Below are 21,576 nucleotides of genomic sequence, written 5' to 3' on the forward strand. Positions count from 1 at the left end.
GTAAAAAATTAATTAAGTATAGTAAAGTAAAATGGTTAAAGAAGGAGGCTTTTAGTCTCCTTCTTTCTTTTGAGCCTCCTGCATTATTATCAGGATGAATCTCCCCGGATTAAAAACGCTATGATTTTTTATCAGAAAAGTCTCCAGGAATATTCGGGCATTTTTTTGCAAGCCTGTTCGTCGATACAAAGTGCCTGTTTGCCGATACTCTTTCGGAAGGGCAAATCTATTGTTGTATTTTCAAACAAGTTATTTATAGGAATTTCTGAAAGTAATATAGAAGATCTCTATTGAATTGCTTGGTTTACCATCATCATATCTCCACGGAATGTGAACCATCAACAAAACAAAAGCAGGAAGAAAGCCGGGAAAGCAAGCTACCAATTAGACGCACTCAAACTTCCATAATAGCAGGTTGTTGCATTTAACACAAGAAAATAAATTTATTACATCAATCACTTTTTAATGAAAAAATTAATACTAATTGCCTGTAGCCTGTTAGCAGCCTACGGAAGCAAAGCCCAGGATGCGGGGGTAAATGCGATAAGCTCCCCAACTTCATCGGTACTTTCAGGGGTAAGCCAACCCGTTAGCGTAACGCTTAAAAATTATACCGCCTCCGCATTAACTTCTGCCACGTTGAGTTTCAGCGTGAATGGCGTAGTGCAGCCCTCTTTTTCCTGGTCGGGGAATATAGGAGCGAACGGAACATCGGCTTCAATTGCAATCGGCAATTTTACTTTCCCGGCAGGCTCGCATAAAATTAAAGCCTGGAGCAAAATGCCGAACGGCGTAACCGATACAAACGCAGCAAATGATTCGGCCAGCATCACCATTTTTTCCTGCTCGAGCCTGAGCGGAAATTACACGATCAATAATAATGCAGCCGCTTCGGCTACCAACTTCACCTCAGTAAGCGCAGCAGCCCAGGCTTTAGCTTTATGCGGAGTAAATGGCCCGGTTACTTTTACAGTAGCCCCGAATTCAGGACCTTATAACGGAGTGGTTAATTTGCCGGTGATTTCCGGAACAAACGCTACTAATAAGGTTACTTTTGAAGGCAATGGAACCATCATTTCCGGAGCGGGCAGCCAGGGTCTGATCAATTTCAGTGGTGCTGATTACGTGAAGGTGAATAATTTTAAAATAAATGTAGACCCGGCTTCTACAACCAGTTCGGGCGTTTATTTTAGTAATATTTCCGAAAACGATATTATTTCGAATTGTACCATAAACCTGTCAGTGTCATCCACAGGAATGAACATGAGTGGTATAGCGGCCGGAAACTTCAGTGGTAACAACGTTAATAACCTGCTCATTGAGAATAACATCATCAATGGCGGAAATAACGGAATTTTATTGTCCGGAACGGGCACAAATACTGGTAACCAGATCATTGGCAATATCGTGCGGGACTCCCGTGCTTATGGCATTTACATAGCCAACGGCGGTTCAGGCACCCTAATAGAAGGAAACGACATCAGCCGGCCGACCCGGGTCAACACCCAGGGTTTTTATGGCATTACCCTTCAGGGTACAACTATTAATACCATTGTGAACAAGAACCGCATCCACAATACTCACGATGTGTCTTCAAATCCGCTATCATTTGTGCGTGCTATTCATACAACGGCAGCTGCTCCTGTAGGAAGTGAAAATATTATCAAGAACAACCTGATCTACAACATCACCAATAACGGCGGTCCGTTATACGCTTTAGCTAATGAGGGAGGGAGCGGTACTTATTACTATCATAATACCGTTTCAGCCGATAACCCGAATATTATTTACACCACGGTGAGCGGACTCTATATTCAACTTGCTGCAAGCAACCTGAAATTTATCAATAATATCGTTTCGCTTACAACATCTTCCGTGGTATCACACGCAATTTATCTTAATAGTAATGCTGTTTCGCTGGTAAGTAACAACAACGATCTGGTAGTTGGGGGCTCTGGCCATATTGGTTATTATCCGTCAGTAAATTTTACCACCCTGGCTGACTGGAGAATGGCAAACGGAGGTATTTATGACCAGAATTCCCTATCAGTAGACCCATTATTCGTTAACGCTACTTATCTGCAGCCTTTGGCACTTGCTTTAAATAATGCGGGGCAGTCATTACCAGCCGTAACGGATGCTATAAATGGCGTAACCCGCAGCACAACTACGCCTGACATGGGCGCTTACGAGTTTACCCCGGTTGCTAACGATGCTGGCGTAACAGCCATAAATGCTCCGACTTCCCCGGTTACCCCGGGCAGCCAGCCGGTAAGTTTTACCCTGAAAAACTTTGGAACGGCTACGCTTACTTCAGCAACCATTGGCTGGAGCGTGAATAATGTAGCACAAACACCATATTCATGGACCGGTAGCTTGAACAGCTTACAGGCTACGGCTACCCCGGTAACCATTGGTAATTATACATTCCCAACGGGTAATCTTACGCTGAAAGTCTGGAGCCAGAACCCAAATGGTGTTGCTGACGGATTGACGGCCAACGATACCACGGTTTTGAATATTGTTTCCTGCGCCCCTTTAGCAGGTAACTATACTATCAACAAGAACAACCCTACGGCGGGCACGAATTACCAGAGCTTTGCGGAAGTAGTTCAGAAACTTAATACGTGCGGCGTTTCAGGTCCGGTTACTATTACCGTAGCTTCCGGAACCGGACCTTATAACGAACAGGTTGAGATCATGAATATTCCTTATACCAGCGCTACCAACACCGTTACTTTTGAGGGCAGCGGCAATACCGTTTCGGCTACGCCGGTGGCAAAATTGGGTATTATTGTTTTGAACGGAGCGAAATTCGTGAAGGTGAACAACTTTGTGATTACGGCGCCTACGGGAGTAACTTCCGTAATGGGCATTCAGCTGCTCAATTCGGCCAATAATAATACGATCTCCAACAACACCGTTAATTTGCCTGCTACAGGAAGTGTGTCAAATGTAAGCGGGATAGTTGCCGGAGCAAGTCTTTTTGATAAAGGAAATAATACCAGCTTTACAAAGATCCAGAATAACATTATTTACGGAGGTGGTATCGGGATCAAGATATTGGGTAATACTGAGGGAGTTCATGCAGTAAATAACCAGATCACGGGCAACCAGGTAAGGGATTCTTATTATACCGGCATCAGTATTAACGATGCAAATGGTACCCTGGTAGAAGGAAATGACATTAGCCGCCCTACGCTTACAGCTTCCGGAAATTTCACGGCTATTGAACTTTTCGCGGTCACCAGGAATAGTATTATCAGCAGGAACCGGATCCATAATACCCACGACATGATACCAACCACTACATCTTATGTATATGGTATTAGTGTAAACAACGCAGCATCAACTCCTGGTAATGAGAATATTATTAAGAATAACCTGATTTACAAAGTTAATATTAAAGGGGGGAATTTTATCGGACTGTATAATAGCGGCAGTAACGGTGCCTATTTCGACCACAATACTGTGGCAACAGACCCGGCGGACAACTATAACACAGTAAATGCTGTGTACTTTGGTGGGAATATCAGCAACGTAAAGTTCAGAAATAACATTATTTCCTTACTAGGTCCGGCTACTAATACCAACTTTGCTATTCATGTGTCAAGCGCCGGAATTTCTCTGGAAAGCAACAATAATGATCTTTATGTAAGTTTTGGAGGCTTTATTGGCTATTTCAATGGTGTGCCAAAACTTACCTTGGCTGATTGGAAGACAACAAATCTGAATGCCTATGATCAGAACTCTGTTTCAATTAATCCGGTATTTACAAACTTTGCTACCGGCGATCTGAAACCAACTGCTGCCACGCTCGACAACCTGGGCCAACCAATTGCTAACGTTACCGACGATTTCCTTGGAATTTCCCGCAACGTAACCACACCGGATATGGGCGCATATGAATTCGTGACAATCGGCAATGACGTAGGTATCGTGGCGGTTTCCGGCCCAAGCATTACCGGATGCGGTTTATCTGCTACCGATTCTATTACGGTTACGATCAAGAACTTTGGAACCATTACCCAGACTTCCATTCCTGTTAGTTATTCAGTAAATGGTGTTGATATTCCTGCTCCTGAAACCTTTATCGGTTCCATTGCCTCGAACGCTACCGCTACGTATACTTTCAGCACCAAAGCAAACCTGGCAACTGCTGGAAATTACCAGATAACTGCTACTACCCAGCTTGTAGGCGACAACATTGTTAACAACAATCCTAATACCTTATATCTGACCAATACCCTGCTGCCCAACCTGCCGGTGGTATTCGATTTTGAAACGCAAGCTTCGGGTATTGCCGGCATGCGCAAAGTTGTAAATTCAAATTCTTCTATCGTCGGAGATCCTGCTGCGAGTTTCGGTACCGGTTCTACCAAAGGAATGATCATGGATGGTGTTGATCATGCCGGCTGGGTTGCTCCAACAGGAACTACTGATCCCTGGACAACAAATCCGGATAATTTCGCGGCTGTTTCCTTCTGTATTCCGACAGGAAGTGGCGCGGCTACTGATTCTCTGAAATTGACTTTCGACCTGAAGCAATTGTTCAAAACTGCTATTGAAAATACCAATTTACGGGTAACGGTAAATGGCGCACAAGTTGGTCCTACTTATCGTCCGGTTTCCGGAACCAATAACTGGCAGAAAATTAAAGTAAACCTGAGCTCTTATTTAAACACTGGTTCCATATTGATCGGTCTGGAAAGCAGCGTAAAAGAAGCTTATGACAGCGGCAACGGTACTGCCAACCTGATCGACAATATTAATGTGAGCCGTGTATCAGGAGTTACAGGGGTGAAAGACTATCTGTTGCAAAGCCTGGTAAACGTTTATCCGAACCCGAGCAACGGTATCTTTAATATAGAGCTTCCGAAAGGAAAAGCTTACGAACTGGAAGTAACAGACCTGACCGGAAAAGTGCTTAAAAAGCTGAACGCTAAGGGAGGAAGCAATCAGCTGAACCTGGAAGGAAAAGCAACTGGTATTTATCTGCTGAAAGTTTCTGGGGATAATGGTTCTGCGGTTCGTAAACTGATCGTGGAATAGAAAAAAACGCTATCCTTTTTAAGAGAAAAAGTACCCCGGAGCATAATCTCCGGGGTACTTTTTTTTAGTTCCGGCCATCCTTATACCCTGGTCTTTAAATCCTTGTTTTTGTCTGTTAATAGCTGCGAAAGGTCGGTTCGGGCATACTTTTTATTTATTCAGGGATAGAAAACCTTTGTTTAGACATACCTCCGATGAGGGCCAATCCTTTAACAATATATTTCACTGGTATATAATTAAGCTTGGAAAGGAATGCCTATGGAAAACTGAAAACGAAAACTATTCCCGAAACTTTAAATTTTCATCATTCAACATTCACTTAATGAAAAAAAGATTATTACTTACCGTTGCAGCGGCCCTCAGTCTTCAGGCTAAAGCACAAACCTATACCCATGCCACCGTGCCCGTTACAGGCTTTTCGGCCGACGTAATTTCCGATGGGCCAGGTACCGCAATAAGTTCTGCCCCGTACGATATAGACGGAGTGGGATTTAACCTGGTAGCCCAGAATTTTGTTAACCCTGCAAACCAGACCCCGGTTTCATATTTACCTACCGGGGGGCTTATTAACAGCGCCGCTACCGCAGGGCTTAGTTTTCAGATGGCGCCTTACAATGCCAACAATTCCCTGCGAATAACTACTGCAAACAATACAGATACTATTGTATTTGTAACGCCTCGCGCTGCTCATAAAATTAACCTGCTCATAACTTCGGCTTATGGCTGTACTTTTACCGCAACCCTTAATTTTACCGATGGAACCACGGAAACATTTTCTGGCAATGTTGTTCCTAACTGGTTTGATGGTACTGCACCTATTGCAATTAAAACGATTGGTCGGGTAAAAAGAGCAGACAACACGATCGAAAACCCAGCCAATAACCCGCGCCTATACCAGTATGCTTTTACGTTGAATGCAGCTAATACCAGCAAGCTCATACAAAGTATAAAATTTACCAAAACATCTACACCTGCAAACGAAATACTGCATGTATTTGCGGTATCGGCCAGTACGTTATTGCCGAATGATATCGGGATAACTGCTATTTCAGCGCCTACTTCGCCGGTAACTCCGGGCATAAGCCAGCCAGTAACGGTAACCGTAAAAAACTTCGGTTCGAGCCCGCTTAATACTGCAACCCTGGGTTTTAGCATTAACGGGAATACCGTTTTAAATAACTATGCTTTTACCGCTTCCCCGGCTTTAACTACGAATGCTGTTTCCACGCCTGTTACCATCGGGAACTATACTTTTCCGGCAGGAAACCATACCATTAAGGCCTGGAGTTCTCAGCCCAACAGCCTGCCAGATGGGGCTCCAGCCAACGATACGATACAAGTGTCTGTTACAGCCTGCAACGCCTTAAGCGGTAACTACACCATCGATAAAAACACCCCGGCTACTGCTACTAATTTTACATCGTTTGCAGCCGCCCGGCAGATACTCAGCAGTTGCGGGGTTAGCGGGCCTGTAACGTTCACTGTAGTGCCAAATTCCGGACCTTACAACGAACAAGTAACGCTGGCGGCAATAAACGGCGCCAGTGCAACCAATACCGTTACTTTTGAAGGCTCAGGCAATACCGTTTCTGTTGCTCCCGGATCGACCCACCTGGGTATTTTTACCCTGGACGGTGCTGATTTTGTCAAGATCAATAATTTTAATATTACGCTGCCTGCAGCGGCTACCACCGGCTGGGGTATTCAGTTAAAGAATAATGCCGATAATAATGTCATTTCAAACAATACTGTTAACATACCTTTAACGTTAACCACATCGGCAGTATTTGGTATTGTGGCAGGCTCGGGTGCTACATCTGCCGGAAATAATGCCAGCAATACAATTATTCAGAATAATATTATTAACGGAGGCTATGGGGGGATTTCAATTAACGGAAATAGTAGTAACGGAGGTGCAGTTGGAAACCTGATAAAGGATAACCAGATAAAGGATTCATATTTTTATGGTTTATACCTGAATAATGTAACGAACGTCATTATAGAAGGCAACGATATAAGCCGTGCGGTACGTACGAATGGCACTGCTTATTATGGGGTATATCTATCCGGTATCTCTATCGGCAACCACATCAAAAAAAACCGCGTGCACAATACCCACGATGCAGCGACCACTAAAACCGGAACTGTTTACCTTTATTATTGCAATAGTTCAGGTGCCGTAGGTTCTGAAAATATTTTCTCGAATAACCTCGGTTACAACCTGAATAATAACGGCGGACTTTTATACGCATTCTATAATGGTGCTTTCAATAATAACTGGTTCTACCACAATACAATATCAGCAGATGATCCTGCAATATCTTACAGTACACTGCGGGGTATCTGGTTTACCACGGCCTCTACCAATGTACGGGTAATTAACAACAATTTTTCCCTGGCCAGCGCTGCAACCAATAAGTATGCAATTTACCTGGCATTTAGTGGTATTGCGCTGCAGAGCAACGGCAATAACTTTTATTTAGGCACTTCCGGTAAAATTGGGTATTACACCGCAGACAGAAACACGTTAGCCGACTGGAAAGCCGTAAACGCTGGTGCCTATGATCAGAATTCTGTTTCTGTAGATTCATATTTTACCAATCTGCCTGCGGGTAACCTGAGACCAAATGCCGGCCAGTTAAATAACGCAGGGGTGGCTCAGACTGTCGTAGTAGATGATTTAACCGGTACAACCCGTAGCACAACAAACCCGGACCCGGGAGCTTATGAATTCGTGCCACCTGCAACGGATGCTGGTATCAGTGCAATTCTTTCGCCGAATACCGGATGCGGTCTTACAAATCAGGAAACAATCTCGGTTACCCTGAACAACTTCGGTGCCGCAGCCCAGAGCAACATTCCGGTTTCTTACACCATTAACGGTGGTACGCCGGTTACAGAAACTTTTGCCGGACCATTGGCTCCCGGGGCTTCTGTAACTTATAATTTCACAACCAAAGCGAATTTAAGCGTTCCGAATAATTACACCATTGCTGCTCAGGCCAACCTGGCTGGAGATATGTTTACTTCAAACGATGGTGCATCTAAAGCAATAATTGCTATCCCGCTGGTTACAACGTATCCGTACCTGGAAAATTTTGACACCAACCAGGGTGGCTGGATAGCGAGCGGCGCATCTTCTTCCTGGGCTTGGGGAACTCCGGCTAAGGCAACTATAAACTCAGCTGCATCCGGAACCAAGTCGTGGGTTACCAACCTTACAACAAACCATAATTCAACTGAAAAATCGCAGGTAGTTAGCCCATGTTTCAATTTCTCTGGCTTAACGGCCCCGGTAATTGAAATGAAAGTCTGGTGGAATTCCGATTTCAGCAACGACGGTGCCGTTTTGCAATCTTCAATTGATGGAGGCTTAACCTGGCAGAACGTGGGTGTTTCCGGCGATCCTAATAACTGGTATAACGACAATTCCATTAATGGTGGTCCCGGCGACCAGCTTCCTCCCTCAGCGCATGGCTGGACCGGCCGTAACGCTACCAGTAACGGTAGTGGTGGTTGGGTTACGGCAAAACATACTTTGTCTGGTTTAGGCGGTCAGTCTTCCGTACGTCTGCGCATTGCCTTCGGATCTGATGGTTCAACGAATTACGATGGCTTTGCATTTGATGATGTAACGATCTATGAAACTCCGACCAACGATGGTGGCGTTACTGCCATTATTACTCCTAATTCAGGGTGTGGCTTAACGAATCTGGAAACGGTAACCATTGCCGTTAAAAACTTTGGTGGAACAACGTTATCAAATATTCCGGTTTCCTTTAAAGTAGATGGTGGTTCACCGGTAACCGAAGTTGTAGCTGGTCCGATAGCATCTAACACAACTATTAATTATACCTTCGCCGCCAAAGCTAATCTGAGTGTTGTAGGGTCGCATACCATTGTTGCAAGAACATTTGTACCTGGCGATAACCTGGCATTTAATGATTCCCTGGTTAAAATTGTTACAAACATTCCCGTTGTTTCTTCGCTGCCTTATACCGAAGGGTTTGAAAACGGAAACGGCGGCTGGCTGGCTGGCGGTACTAATTCTACCTGGGCACTGGGTACTCCTGCAAAAACGGTGATCAACGCTGCTGGTGCCGGTACAAAATCATGGGTAACCAGCCTGACCGGAACCTATAATGCTTATGAGAATTCGTACGTAGTTGGTCCTTGCTTTAATTTTGCCGGTTTGGCAGACCCTGATTTCGAAATGAAAGCCTGGTGGAACTCTGAATTCAGCTTGGATGGTGCCGTATTGCAATCTTCTATTGACGGAGGCCTAACCTGGCAGAACGTAGGCGTGAAAGGTGACCCGAATAACTGGTATAACGATAATACCATTAATGGTGGCCCGGGTGGTCAGTCGGCGGCTTCAGCACATGGCTGGTCAGGACGCAATTCTACTAATAATGGTTCTAATGGCTGGGTGACTGTAAAACACCGACTTAATGGTTTGGGCGGTCAGTCTGCTGTTTTGCTGCGTGTTGCCTTTGGTTCCGATGCTTCAGGCCAGGACAATGGTTTTGCTTTTGATGAAATTAAGATACTGGATAAAAGCAATGACCTGGCTGTTAATTCAGTTGTTCCGATCAATAAGCTTTGCGGTTTGACCAATGCAGAGCCGATCACAGCGGTTATTCAGAACCAGGGGCCAGTTGCTGCTTCGGGTTTTACGTTAACTTATTCCGTGAATGGTGGCTCTCCGGTAACGGAAAACTTTACCGGATCATTGGCAAGTGGTGCTTTAGCTAACTTTACCTTTAACCAAACTGCAAACCTGTCTGCTTCCGGTAATCAGAATATTGAGGTTACAGTAAACATGACCGGTGATCCGAATGCAACAAATAATTCGGCTACTTATTCTATTGCGAATTCTACTTTTGCCGGGCTTCCTCCGGTATTCGATTTTGAGCCGGCTGGAAATGGTATTGCTCAGTTACGTACAGTAACCAATTCCAGATCTGCAGTTGTTGAAAGTGTTGATGCTACAAATGGTGCCGGTTCTACCAAAGGAATTATTATGGATGGTGTGAATCATTCGAGCTGGACGATTCCAACGGGCATTACTGATCCTTGGATGAACAACCTGGAAAATATTTCGGCGCTTTACATCTGTTTCGATCCAGGCAGCACTAACCCTAAGGATTCATTATTACTGACTTTCGATCTGAAGCAGTTGTATAAAACAGCTAATGCTAACACGAACCTGCGCATATTGGCAGATGGCGTTCAGATCGGACAGACATATCGTCCTCCATTTACTGGCACGCCAATCAGCTGGAAGAAAATCAGAGTTGACCTGAGCAATTATCAGAACCGTAACGGTCTGCAACTCGTGATCGAATCGAATGTGAAAGAACCTTATGCAGCTGGTGCTGGTACAGCCAACCTGATCGACAACATCGAGATCAGGCGTGTTGTGTATACCGGTGTGAAAGATGCTACGCTTTCTGCCCAACTGAATGTATTTCCGAATCCAAGCAACGGTATCTTCAACGTTGAACTGCCGCAAGGTAAAAACTACGAACTGGTAGTAACTGACCTGACTGGCAAAGTACTGAAGAAATACCCCGCTAAAGGCGGCGCAAACCAACTGAACCTGGAAGGCACAGCCAAAGGCGTTTATCTACTGAAAGTTAGAGGCGAGAAAGGGGCTGCGGTACGCAAGCTGATCGTAGAATAAAAAAACGGTATAACTTTTAACTTAAAAACTCCTGCCTCGATAAGGCAGGAGTTTTTTCATGGCTGAGCCTACCGTTTTTTATATTTTTTGAATGTAAATATCTGTTAATAAGATGTGTTAGGTCTATTTCTGAACGTTCAAAGATACATTTTGCCTATTCAGGGATATTCGCTGTTTTCCAGGGAAAACATAACCTAATTTAGTAATGCATATTAAAGTTGATACTATCTGTTAAAGTCTTCAATAGACCTGAAAAGATGTGGAGCGTGTGAATTATATACTAAGAGTGGTAAAGTGATAAAAATAAACCCGACGAGAAGTTAATTTGCAATCACACGATGAAAAGCCTTGTAAAAGGTAATTCATTTTACTCCGTAATCTTTGCCTGGTAATGGGTAAAAACGGTTTATCTGACTATGAGGTAGGTAGTGGAAATAAATGTTGTTTATGTGGAAAGTCCCCCGAAAGATTTTGGGGGATTTTTTTTACATAACAAATTTAAAAAAGAAGCCTGTGTCTGGAATAAGCTATTTGTAAACAGTTGCCGTTATATGATAAAAAAGCAGATTTTAGTTCTTAGGGCAGGTGTTTATTTATTCTGCTCAATTTTGCAGGAAGCCTGTGAATCGTTTCTTTTGTATATGCAAAAAAAAATCTTTTCTTATGCCCTGCATTTTATTTTATGGTTCTTCTTTCTGTGCTTTCCTCTGATTTTCTTTATTGAAGGCGATGAATTTGAGATAGAGAGTGTTCTGACATTGCCGTATTACTGGCTGTTTTCGTTTTCGTACTTATCGTTGTACTACCTTAACTATTACTTTTTTATTCCCAGGTTTTACCTGAAGAAACAATACAACAAATACATACTGACCATTTTTGGCTTATTCACGGCTTTTTATTTCCTGAAACCTTTCATTCTGATGTTCAGCCATTATTTGAAAGAACAGAATGTTGCTTTGCCTGACTATCCTCCGTTATTGCCAGATACCATATCCATCATAATTTTTGTTTTTGTAGTTGTTATCGGCCTGGCAATTCAGGTAATTAAGCAAAGAGAAGCCACAGAAAAACGGGCTTTACAGGCAGAAACAGACAGAGCAAACGCGGAATTATCGTACCTGAAAGCGCAGATAAACCCGCATTTTTTATTCAATACCCTGAATAATATTTATTCCTTATCGGTAGATCAGCACCCGGAAACTCCGGCATCTATCATGAGGCTTTCCAACATTATGCGGTACCTTACCGATGATGCATCCAAAGATTTTGTGCCGCTCGAAGAAGAAATAAATTGTATCAGGGATTACATAGACCTGCAAAAACTGCGGTTGTACAAGAATATGACCGTAGATTTCTCGGTTACCGGCAATATAAAAGATAAGCAGATTGCTCCGCTTATTCTGATGACCTATATTGAAAACGTTTTTAAATATGGCATCAGCAGTCGTGAAGAAGCCCGGATAACCATTAAATTGCAAATAGATGATGAGAAGATCAGTTTTTTCTGTCAGAATAGGATTTTTGCCTTGCCGCGGGTAATAGAACGCATCGGTATTGGGCTGGTTAATACTGAAAAACGGCTTAAGTACCTATACCCGAATAAGCACAATTTAACAATTTCCAACAACAATGGTTACTATACTGTAAACCTTACTTTGTTCGCATAATATCTTCTATTTGTAAAAAAAATATCCTGAAAGCATGATCCTTAAATGCATTGCCATTGATGATGAACCTTTAGCGTTAAATCTGATCAGGAATTATGCGGCCAAAATTCCCGCCTTACATTTAATACAAACCTTTAACGATGCTTTATCCGGGGCCGAATTTCTTCGGCATAACCCGGTAGATGTGTTGTTTCTGGATATCAATATGCCGGATATTTCCGGTCTGGATCTGATCCGTTCTTTAAATGAAAAGCCGCAGGTAATTTTTACCACTGCTTACAAAGATTTTGCTTACGAGGGTTTTGAGCTGGATGCGCTCGATTACCTTTTGAAACCCATCACTTTTGAACGCTTCGGGAAAGCCTTTCAGAAAGCCCTCGATTATTACTCCGCTAAGCAAATTCAGGCAGAATCGCACCCGGAAAGCCTGGTAGTTTCTTCGGAATATCAGCGGATCAAAATTGCCCTTTCCGATATTGAATTTATTGAAAGCTCCGAAAAATACATCAAGATCCACCTGGTGAAAGCAAAGCCGGTATTAACCTTGATATCGTTGAATAAAGTGCTGGAAAAGCTTCCGGAAGATAAATTTAAAAGAATTCATCGGCGTTTTATTGTAAACGTTTTCAAAGTAAAATTTATCTCTAACCAGAAAGTGCAGTTGACATCCGGAGTAAAATTACCGATTGGGAAAACTTACCTGCATTTCATTGAAGAATGGTTGCATTATTAATTGTCAACCTGAATTCATTATGCGTTTTCTGACTTTAAGGATCTTGTTTTTGTAAAAAAATAAAAAGGCTGGATATTATTCCAGCCTTTTTATTTTAATTAACCTGCCTGATTTATTCAGTTTTTTCTGAAGTGTAAGATGCGTATTACAATTATCAATTAACTTTTAATGCCTGCATTACTTCTGGATTACGATCTGTTTCTGAACAAATTTATTGGCTACCTGGCATTTTAAGGTGTAAACCCCGGCTGGCAAATGATGTACCGGAACCTGGATATTCGGGCTCATTTCCTCGAGTTTAGAAACCTGCTGGCCAAGGGCGTTGTAAAGTTCCAGCGAAACAATTTGGTTCTTGCTTTCTACTTTAACGTTCAGGATAGTTTGAGCCGGGTTGGGGAATACAGACAGATCAAAAGCAGCTTTGTCTTCCTGGGTACCTAAGGTTGTCTGAATACGGAATGCTTCTGTAAAACCACAACCGAAATCGCCATTGAAGTAGCCTTTCAGTTTTAAATTGGCGTTGTTAGCTAAGTTTTTAGCAGTTAAAGAACCAGTTCCCTGGCTTTGAGCCGCCCACCAGGAAAGACCGTTGCAGCCAGTATCAGTTACTTCCAGGCGATAGCATCCTGACGGCAACTGTATTGTATCACGGTAGGTAGTATTGCCGGAAGTTTGCAAACGCGATTTTACTGCGTTGCCGGAAGCATCGTAAATGCGCCATTTGGTTTGAGAGCCTGCTCCATTAGTGGTCATGGTTACCAGGAAATTATTCGGCCAAACTGCCATTGGCGTAAATTCAGTCTGCATTTCGTTGTTTAAGGCATTTGGGTCGGCTGCGCCGTTTACTTTAGAAATCAGGGCAGTAAATTTTGCTTTGCCGGTTCCCATGGTCACGAATTCTGAATTGTTCGGTAAAGAAAGTTCTTCGGAACCCCCTGCCGGAATACTAACGCTTAAGGGGTATGTGTGCATCGTTCCTCCCAGCAGGCCGTAAGTAACTTCCAGGCTGTTGATTGTAGTATTGCCTGTGTTTTTCACCAGGATCTTTGCTTCTTCGCAGGTTGGGTTAGAACGGAAATAAGCTTCGTGATCATTTGGTGAAATTATAGTTTCTAATGAAGCATCAGTAGTGTAATGATAGGCACCGTAGTAAATAACCTGGCCTTCCACCGCGTAAGAGGCTTGGGAAGAACTTACATTATATGCCTGAAAATCTACGTCTACCGTATAGTTGCTGCCTGCGGTAAGGTTGCCCAGCGGGTGATAGTTTGATTGAACCGCATCGCCGGGGCACCAGTTTGCGCGGTCATAAACCCAAGTACCGGTTTGCGGATAAAGGTTGTTGAGGCCGCAGTTGTTTCGCCAGATATTTTTCTGGGCAACCATGGCATTGTTTACGTTTACGCGGTAGTATTTGCTGCAGAATTCTGAGCAATTATCGGCAGGGTTAGAGCCGTGGCCGGTTACGTTGAATTTTAAAACCGCCGCTTGAGTACCGGCAGGTATTTGTTTTGTGCGCGCGTTCATTTTAGCTTCAAAAGCTGCGGAATTTCCATAAGCAAAACTACCATTCCACAGGCGGTCAATTTTTATTACGTTGCGTGGCGGCGTACCTTCAATCAAAGTAAATTTCACGTTTGCGGTAAAACCGCCCGAGTAGCCACTGTAATGGATCCGGATATTGGTGTTGCCTTTTAAATACTGGGCATAATCCGTTACATCAAATTCGTAGCGATGTTGCCAGTTCCACGGAAAGCGGCTTACGTTGGCATAAGGCGTTATTAAACGCCCGATCTCAAAGGTATCGGTAGGAGTAAACAGAAAGACCTGAACCCCATAATCCCAGTCGCCGCAGTATTGCGGATTGCCCTGGCATTGGTATTTGCCCAGGGTAAATGTCATGGTAATGTTGCGGTAAGCAGTGTTGGAAGTTGGGAAAACTGCCGGGGAATTATAGTTGCCATAATTAGCCAGCTGCGTTGCCGTGTGCGACTGCACTACCGTTGTGTCTCCGGGGGCGGCTTGAACACCTGACAATAAAAAAAGACTTAAAAAAAAGAGGAAGTAACAATGTTTCATGAAAAAAGAATTTGAAGGAAAAAGGGTATAAATAATGTAATAGGGCTCAGTTTAAGGCGATTGTCTTGTAGTGGGTTAATGCGTTGTTTTCTGTTTTCGATATGAATTGACAGTATTTAATTTGTTTTTGCGGCGAGGTGTTTTAAAATTAGAAAAAGCCCTGCAGGTTAAATTGCAGGACTTTTTGGGGTGAGATTAATAGCGTTTTGAGGTTATTCCACGATCAGTTTGCGGGTAGCGGTATTGTTTTCGCTGGTAATTTTGAGCATGTAAACGCCTTTGGCAGTTTTGCTCAGGTCTATTTGCGCGGCAGTTGTTTTTACTGTTTTCAGTTCGATCACCTTACCTGTCAGGTCAGTTACTACTAATTCATAGGTTTTTCCTTCCGGTAAATTCAGATTGAACAGGCCGGTAGAGGGGTTTGGATAAACTGCAACCTCCAGTTTATTCCTGTCATGGTTGATGCCGGTATTGGTAATGGTTACGGCGTTAGAGGACAGGGAAGTACAGCCGTTGGCAGTAACTTTTACTGTGTAAACGCCATTGGAAGAAGCATTTAAGCTTTGAACATTTCCGCCAGGAATAGCAGTGCCGTTTTTGAACCACTGGTTGCCGGCCGGGCTGCTGGAAGTGAGCAAATTGCCATTCCGGGTGATGGTGGGCGTTACTGGGAGCTGCTTAACGGTGATGGCTCTGGCTACTGAAGCCGGGCTGGCGCAACCATTAGCTGTCGCAATAGCAGTATAGCTGCCAGCTGCTTTCACCGTTAAGTTTGCCGTAGTTGCTCCCTGTATCAGGTTACCATTATTAAACCAGGTAAAGGCAGCGCCTGTAACGGATGAAACAGCAGTTAAAGTTGCCGAATCGCCGGTACAAATAGCGGTTGAACCGGTTAAGTTTACACCTGGTGCCGGTGGCGGAGTATTTACAGTAAGGGTAATCGTGGTAGAAACTGGGCTTGAACAGGTTCCAGCAATAATAGCTGTTGCAGTGTAGCTACCGGCAGCATTTGCGGTATAAGTTGCATTGGTAGCTCCGCTAATGGCAGTACCATTGTTAAACCACTGATAAGCAACTCCAGTGGTAGTTGAAGCGGCTGTTAACGTTACTGTGTTGCCGGAACAGATTGAAGAAGCTCCGGAATTTGTAATGGAAGGAGTTGCCGGCGTAGAGCTATTTGTTACCGACTTCGTGAAAGTATCGTTCGTTGGCACAACATCACCGGGCATTATAGCTTTAGCTTCTATGGCATAGGTTCCTAAAGCGCTCAGGTTTGCTTTTTGGGTAAAAGAATAATTTACTATAGCATTTGCCAAAACGGGGCCAGCTACTACTTCATTTACCGGTGTTCCGGTGGCGCCGATCTTATAGGATACCGGGATGTTGCTCAAAGTGGAAGATCCGTTATTCTTTACGGTTACCGTAATGGTTTCCGTACTGGTAAGGGCGCAACCAGAATTCGGTGCGGTGATAGCTGTAATACCGGCGTCGGTAGCAACAGCTGGAACAATTGTCCGGATAGAAACCCCCATGATGTGCAATACTTCGTTGGTCCCGGTAGAGGTTTTATTGATGGCAATGCTTTGTATCAACTTGCTGGTATTTGCGGCACTTAGTGCTAATGCTAACTGATAAAGACGCGGGGCATTTGCCGGGTTTTCAAGAATATTTGTTGTTCTTGAAACTCTGCCAATATTTTGCGCTGCAATGGTTCCGGTGCCAACCATCCACCGATCTACGGTCTGATTGGTAAATGCCTGATTTGTACCATCGGTAAAGTTTACCGTAACTGTTAATGTGCTGGTATACACCGAGGTGGCTAAAAGATAAATCTGATTTGCAGCGGTAGGAGTGGCCAAGGTAAGCGTACCATTATTGGTAGTGCCAGTCAGGCGCAAAGAGTTGTTACCGGTGTAAGGCGCTAACTGGAACGTTAAGCCTGAAGTAGCAACACTGTTAATAAGTCCGCTGTTCGGTAAAAAAGCCGCCGGGGTTTGGTTAGTAGGGCTTACATAGTTCTGAGCAACAAAATTGTAGCCAACAAGGTCAACGTCAGTAGATGTCGAAGCGGTGGCCGAACCGGAGCCATTGGCAATCACGTCTGCCGTGAAACCAGAAACAGTTACCGGAGCATAAGAATATGTCTGGGCATTTGTGTGTAAGGCAAATGCAGCTGCAAACACAGTGAGTAAAGATTTTTTCATTTCAAGAGTTATAATTTTTATTTAAAATAATGGCCATAGAAATCCACCAAAGCTTCTGTAGGAAGCAGGTAACAACAGGTTTTAATTAAATTAATAAGTTTGTTTGTTGTGCAGAAAAGCCTGATCAATGTTCAGGCAGAAGCGTAAGGCGTTATATAATATTGTATATACTGAAACTAATATATAATTTAGCTTTTCTTGTTCTTAAGAAGCATTCATGAACAGGGAAAATGTATGCCTGAACGCAAAACTTTAAAAGCAAAAAAGTCCCGCTGTAACTTCAGCGGGACTTTTTCAGTGAAAAACCATAGCGTTTTTTAGTTCATTGTTTCTTTCGTAATCGGGTTGCAATTTTTCCCAGGCCGAATTGTGCATTTAATAAACGCCGGCAGGTAAATGCTCATACATCCCGATCGTTATTTTATTGTTGCCTTTCTGCACGTTCATATCCAAAATAGTTTTGCCGGTGAAATTCATTTTAAAACGTTTACCTTTGCCATTCCGGGAATAAAGCATTTGACCATGGTTTATTCCTTTACTGCGACCAAAAAGCAGGTCCTTTAACCCGGCTATTTTCGCTACCAAATGAAAGTCCAATAGTTGGTAAAGCAAGTGTTTGGTTTTTGGTAATTATAGTGAAAAGTGCTGATTGATATTTAAAATTATTTTGTTGTAAATATCTGGTATTCAGGGTTTATTGCGTTGCCGGTTAGGTTCATTCCTGCCGCTTTGCAAACAGAAACCCGCAATTAAAACTGTGTTTTGTTTAAATATGACTTGTGAGCGGGCTTCTTTTCTGAAGATCGGTTTTTTGGATTATGCAACTGCCTTAATATTACCTGAAAAGTGCTGGAAATACTGTATGAAGACGCGCATTATGTAGCTATTAACAAACCGAATGGCTTGCTGGTGCATCGTACGCGCATGGCGGAAGAGAAAAACGAATTTGCGCTCCAGTTACTGCGCGACCAGCTCGGATTACGCTTGCACCCCCTGCACCGCCTGGACCGGGGTACATCGGGGGTGCTGCTGTTTGCCAAAAGTCCTGAAGCGGCCGCCCCCATTGTAAAAGCTTTTCAGGAACGCCAACCCGATAAAACTTACCTGGCAATTGTGCGGGGTTATGCCCCGGAAGCCGGCACAATCGACTGGCCCATTCGCCCGGACCGGGACAACAACCTGAAAGAAGCACAGGAGGCCGTTACCCATTTCGAAAGGCTTGGAACGGTTGAGTTACAAATTCCGGTGGGGCGTTACGAAACTGCCCGTTACAGCCTCGTTAAAATTAAACCGGAAACCGGCCGCATGCACCAGATCCGCAGGCATTTCGGACACATCCGGCATTATATTATAGGCGATAAAAAACACGGCGACTGGCGGCATAACCTCATGTTCCTGGAAGAATTAAACAGCGATACACTTTTATTACACGCTGCTGCATTAACGTTCATCCATCCTTTTTCCAGAGAAAAAGTTGAAATAAAAGCTGCGCTTCCTGCAAATATGCGTCGCCTTTGCGAGCAGTTTTCCTGGGCTCCATTTCTGAAGCAAGCAATTTGGTAGGAACCAACCAAAAAAATAATTTTATAATTCACCTGATCAAGCCCGGTCCTGCAAAAAAGATCGGCTCATTAGAGCTGCGAAAATAACTTCAAACCAGAAATGTCCATGTTTTTTTGGAAAATTTTCTGTTATAGAACAAAATGCATAATTTGCGAGCCTGTTTATTTTTTTTCAGGTTATGCAGAAGGTCCTGTTTTATTTGTGCGTAGTTTTTTTGCTGAACGGCTGTGGCGGAAAGGAAAAAGATCCGGACCCGATTCAGGGTAATAAAGCTGAATTGCCGGTAGCCTCTTTCGATTTATTTGATAAAATTGTGCCGACCGGATATACCATTCGCCCGCAAAATTCCAGCACAAAGGCGGTGCGCTACGAGTGGAAATTTGGCGATGGTGAAACTTCTTCCGACCTGAACCCCAGTCACCATTATAATAACCCGGGCACTTATATCATCACGCTAAATGCTTATAACCTTAACCATGAAGTAAGCATAGTTTCCAAAACGATAAAAGTTGGGGAGGTGTATCTGACGGGCGTTAAACTTAACAAGATCAATTTCATGAATCCGGTAAACCAGCCCTGGGATACCGATGGAACCGGGCCGGATATTGAATTCCGGGTGGCACCTTTGCTTTTAGGCGGCCAAAATCCGGACTGGATTTTCCATGAACATCTCAGGAATGATTTTACGCCTGCAATGTTGCCATACCAATACAAGCTGAGAACGCCTTTAAAAGTATTTGGCAATAACCTTAACTACAATTTAGCAAGCGGGCTTTATTACTTTGGCTTATTTGAAATGAACGGTTCGGTTACAAACCGGGAAATGTTCTATACCAATAGCTCCCCCAATTATTTTGATACGCAAATAGGTAATTCGGTACTGGATCTGCCAACCCCGGATTACGATATGACCCTTTATTTTGAAGTTTACTGATCTTTCCTTTTTTAGCACATGAAGATACCGTTTCGGAAAAGTTCTCTTTATTTTCAGTTTTTAGTTTTGCTGCTGGTTTTAACCGGCTGCAGCAAAGATAACGTTGCTCCCAAAGCAGGCATTATGGCCGATAAATATCAAGCTGAACCGGGAGAGATAATTACTTTTACCAGTACCAGCAGCAACCTCCGCGATTATGCCTGGGAATTAGATAACGGGGTGAAATCGGATGAAAAAGTTGTAAAAACTTCCTTCGATACGCCCGGTAATCACGTTGTAAAGTTAAAAGTTACCGACAGAAGCGGCAAAACCAATGAGACCAGCATAAACGTTTATGTTGGCCGGTTTTACTTAACCACAGTTGGGCTAACGGCCATGAATTTCAGAAATCCTGATGGTAATACCTGGGATGCAGACGGGTCTGGCCCGGATCTGAGTTTTGGCTTAAACACCCCGGGAACTACTAATTATGGCTGGCTGGTTGGCGACAATATTACGCAGAAAGATATTCCTAAAAGGCTTATAAGTGGTTCACCCATCCTTTTAATAAACAATAATTACACGTTTACTATATACGAAACGCCGGAGCAAGGAAAAACGGGAACTTCCCGAACAATAAAAAGCTGGCAGTTTAATCCTGTAAAAGAAGCGCAAAAAACAAAGTATAGTAATAATAATGGCATCATTGTTTTGCCGGGCCAATATCCGGGTATCTATTTTGAATATACTGTGCAGTAATCTGTAATTCTTAAATTAATGAGCGCATATTCCAGTTTAATAACCAGATTTTTAATATTGCTGTTTGTGGGTTTTAATTTTGCAGCCTGCAAAGGAAATCATTCTGATGAGCCAGCCCCTGCAACTGTTAAGCCGGTTTCGGCTGCAACGGTCGGTTTTACCAGTGATCTGCAACTCGCCGATGTGAACCAGACCGTTACCTTTACCAACCTAAGTGCCAATGCAGCCCGCTACACCTGGTATTTCGGCGATGGCGATTCTGCCCACACGGTAAATGCCAAGCATAAATTTTTACACCCGGGAAAGTACCAGGTAATTCTGAAGGCTTATGATCATCAGAATGTGCCTGCTATAAAATCTATGCAGTTTGCAGTAGGGGAGCGGTTTATTTCAGGACTGGTAATAAATAAACTGAAATTTACTGACCCATCCGGCTTGCCTTGGGATAACGGAACAGGGCCGGACCTTTGGTTTGGCTATATTAAAATAACGCAGGAAAATTATTTATCTATGCGCAGGATTAAGAATAATCTTCAGGCCAGCCAAATACCTTACCGGCATACTTTAGAAACAAACCCGTTTCTAAACGAAGATTATAAATTTGTACTGGCCGAATTCGATTCTACCTCTGCCACTACCTATACCTCCCGGCAAATGACTTCCTGGATTTTAAACCCGGCGCGGTCAGCAAAATGGGATTCTGTAACGCAAACCGGGTACGTGGAGCTCAAGAATAATGATTATGAGGTCCGGTTCAATCTCAAGCTTAAGTTAGAATAAGCGAACAAGGCCGGCTCATAACCAATTTGCAATAGTTTTCAGGTAGAAAACCATACCGTTTTTCAATCAATAACTCTGAGCGAAATATAAAGTTGGCTGGTCAAGTTTTAGCGACAGATTTTATTTTAATTTCGGCTTGG

The 21,576-nt window shown here is 43.4% G+C and carries 11 protein-coding genes; 8 read left to right on the forward strand and 3 right to left on the reverse strand.

Going from position 1 to position 21,576, the window contains the following annotated elements:
* The first annotated feature begins 465 nt into the window (after positions 1–465).
* The 4 genes from I5M27_RS02765 (at position 466) to I5M27_RS02780 (ending at position 13,138) form a co-directional block, all read left to right on the forward strand.
* Positions 466–5,052 (forward strand): T9SS type A sorting domain-containing protein, encoded by a 4,587-nt coding sequence (locus I5M27_RS02765; RefSeq protein ID WP_200504490.1) that lies wholly within the window; start codon positions 466–468, stop codon positions 5,050–5,052.
* A 322-nt stretch (positions 5,053–5,374) separates the two neighbouring features.
* Positions 5,375–10,738, forward strand: coding sequence for a T9SS type A sorting domain-containing protein (locus I5M27_RS02770; RefSeq protein ID WP_200504491.1), 5,364 nt, complete (start codon positions 5,375–5,377; stop codon positions 10,736–10,738).
* A 641-nt stretch (positions 10,739–11,379) separates the two neighbouring features.
* Positions 11,380–12,405: a sensor histidine kinase gene (locus tag I5M27_RS02775; RefSeq protein WP_200504492.1), complete on the forward strand. Its 1,026-nt coding sequence runs from the start codon at positions 11,380–11,382 to the stop codon at positions 12,403–12,405.
* Positions 12,406–12,439: 34 nt separating this feature from the next.
* On the forward strand, positions 12,440–13,138 hold the full coding sequence (locus I5M27_RS02780) for a LytR/AlgR family response regulator transcription factor (protein WP_200504493.1): 699 nt from the start codon (positions 12,440–12,442) through the stop codon (positions 13,136–13,138).
* Between the two features lie 177 nt (positions 13,139–13,315).
* Here the strand turns inward: I5M27_RS02780 and I5M27_RS02785 are convergent, their stop codons facing one another.
* The 3 genes from I5M27_RS02785 to I5M27_RS02795 form a co-directional block, all read right to left on the reverse strand.
* Positions 13,316–15,175, reverse strand: a complete 1,860-nt coding sequence (locus I5M27_RS02785) for a peptide-N-glycosidase F-related protein (RefSeq protein WP_200504494.1) — start codon at positions 15,173–15,175, stop codon at positions 13,316–13,318.
* Between the two features lie 254 nt (positions 15,176–15,429).
* A complete protein-coding gene (locus I5M27_RS02790; RefSeq protein ID WP_200504495.1) occupies positions 15,430–17,421 on the reverse strand; it encodes a T9SS type A sorting domain-containing protein in 1,992 nt (663 codons plus the stop codon).
* Positions 17,422–17,796: 375 nt separating this feature from the next.
* Positions 17,797–17,937: a hypothetical protein gene (locus I5M27_RS02795; protein WP_200504496.1), complete on the reverse strand. Its 141-nt coding sequence runs from the start codon at positions 17,935–17,937 to the stop codon at positions 17,797–17,799.
* Positions 17,938–18,267: 330 nt separating this feature from the next.
* Here I5M27_RS02795 and I5M27_RS02800 point away from each other — a divergent pair, with 330 nt between their 5' ends.
* The 4 genes from I5M27_RS02800 to I5M27_RS02815 all read left to right on the forward strand — a co-directional run bounded on the left by I5M27_RS02800 (position 18,268) and on the right by I5M27_RS02815 (position 21,436).
* Positions 18,268–18,984 carry a pseudouridine synthase gene (locus I5M27_RS02800; protein ID WP_200504497.1) on the forward strand — a complete coding sequence of 239 codons (717 nt, stop codon included), beginning with the start codon at positions 18,268–18,270 and terminating at the stop codon, positions 18,982–18,984.
* A gap of 178 nt (positions 18,985–19,162) precedes the next feature.
* Positions 19,163–19,918 (forward strand): PKD domain-containing protein, encoded by a 756-nt coding sequence (locus tag I5M27_RS02805; RefSeq protein WP_200504498.1) that lies wholly within the window; start codon positions 19,163–19,165, stop codon positions 19,916–19,918.
* An 18-nt stretch (positions 19,919–19,936) separates the two neighbouring features.
* Positions 19,937–20,656 carry a PKD domain-containing protein gene (locus tag I5M27_RS02810; RefSeq protein ID WP_200504499.1) on the forward strand — a complete coding sequence of 240 codons (720 nt, stop codon included), beginning with the start codon at positions 19,937–19,939 and terminating at the stop codon, positions 20,654–20,656.
* An 18-nt stretch (positions 20,657–20,674) separates the two neighbouring features.
* A complete protein-coding gene (locus tag I5M27_RS02815) occupies positions 20,675–21,436 on the forward strand; it encodes a PKD domain-containing protein (protein ID WP_200504500.1) in 762 nt (253 codons plus the stop codon).
* Positions 21,437–21,576 lie beyond the last annotated feature (140 nt).

It is taken from the genome of Adhaeribacter terrigena (assembly GCF_016623615.1).
Classification (GTDB): domain Bacteria; phylum Bacteroidota; class Bacteroidia; order Cytophagales; family Hymenobacteraceae; genus Adhaeribacter_A; species Adhaeribacter_A terrigena.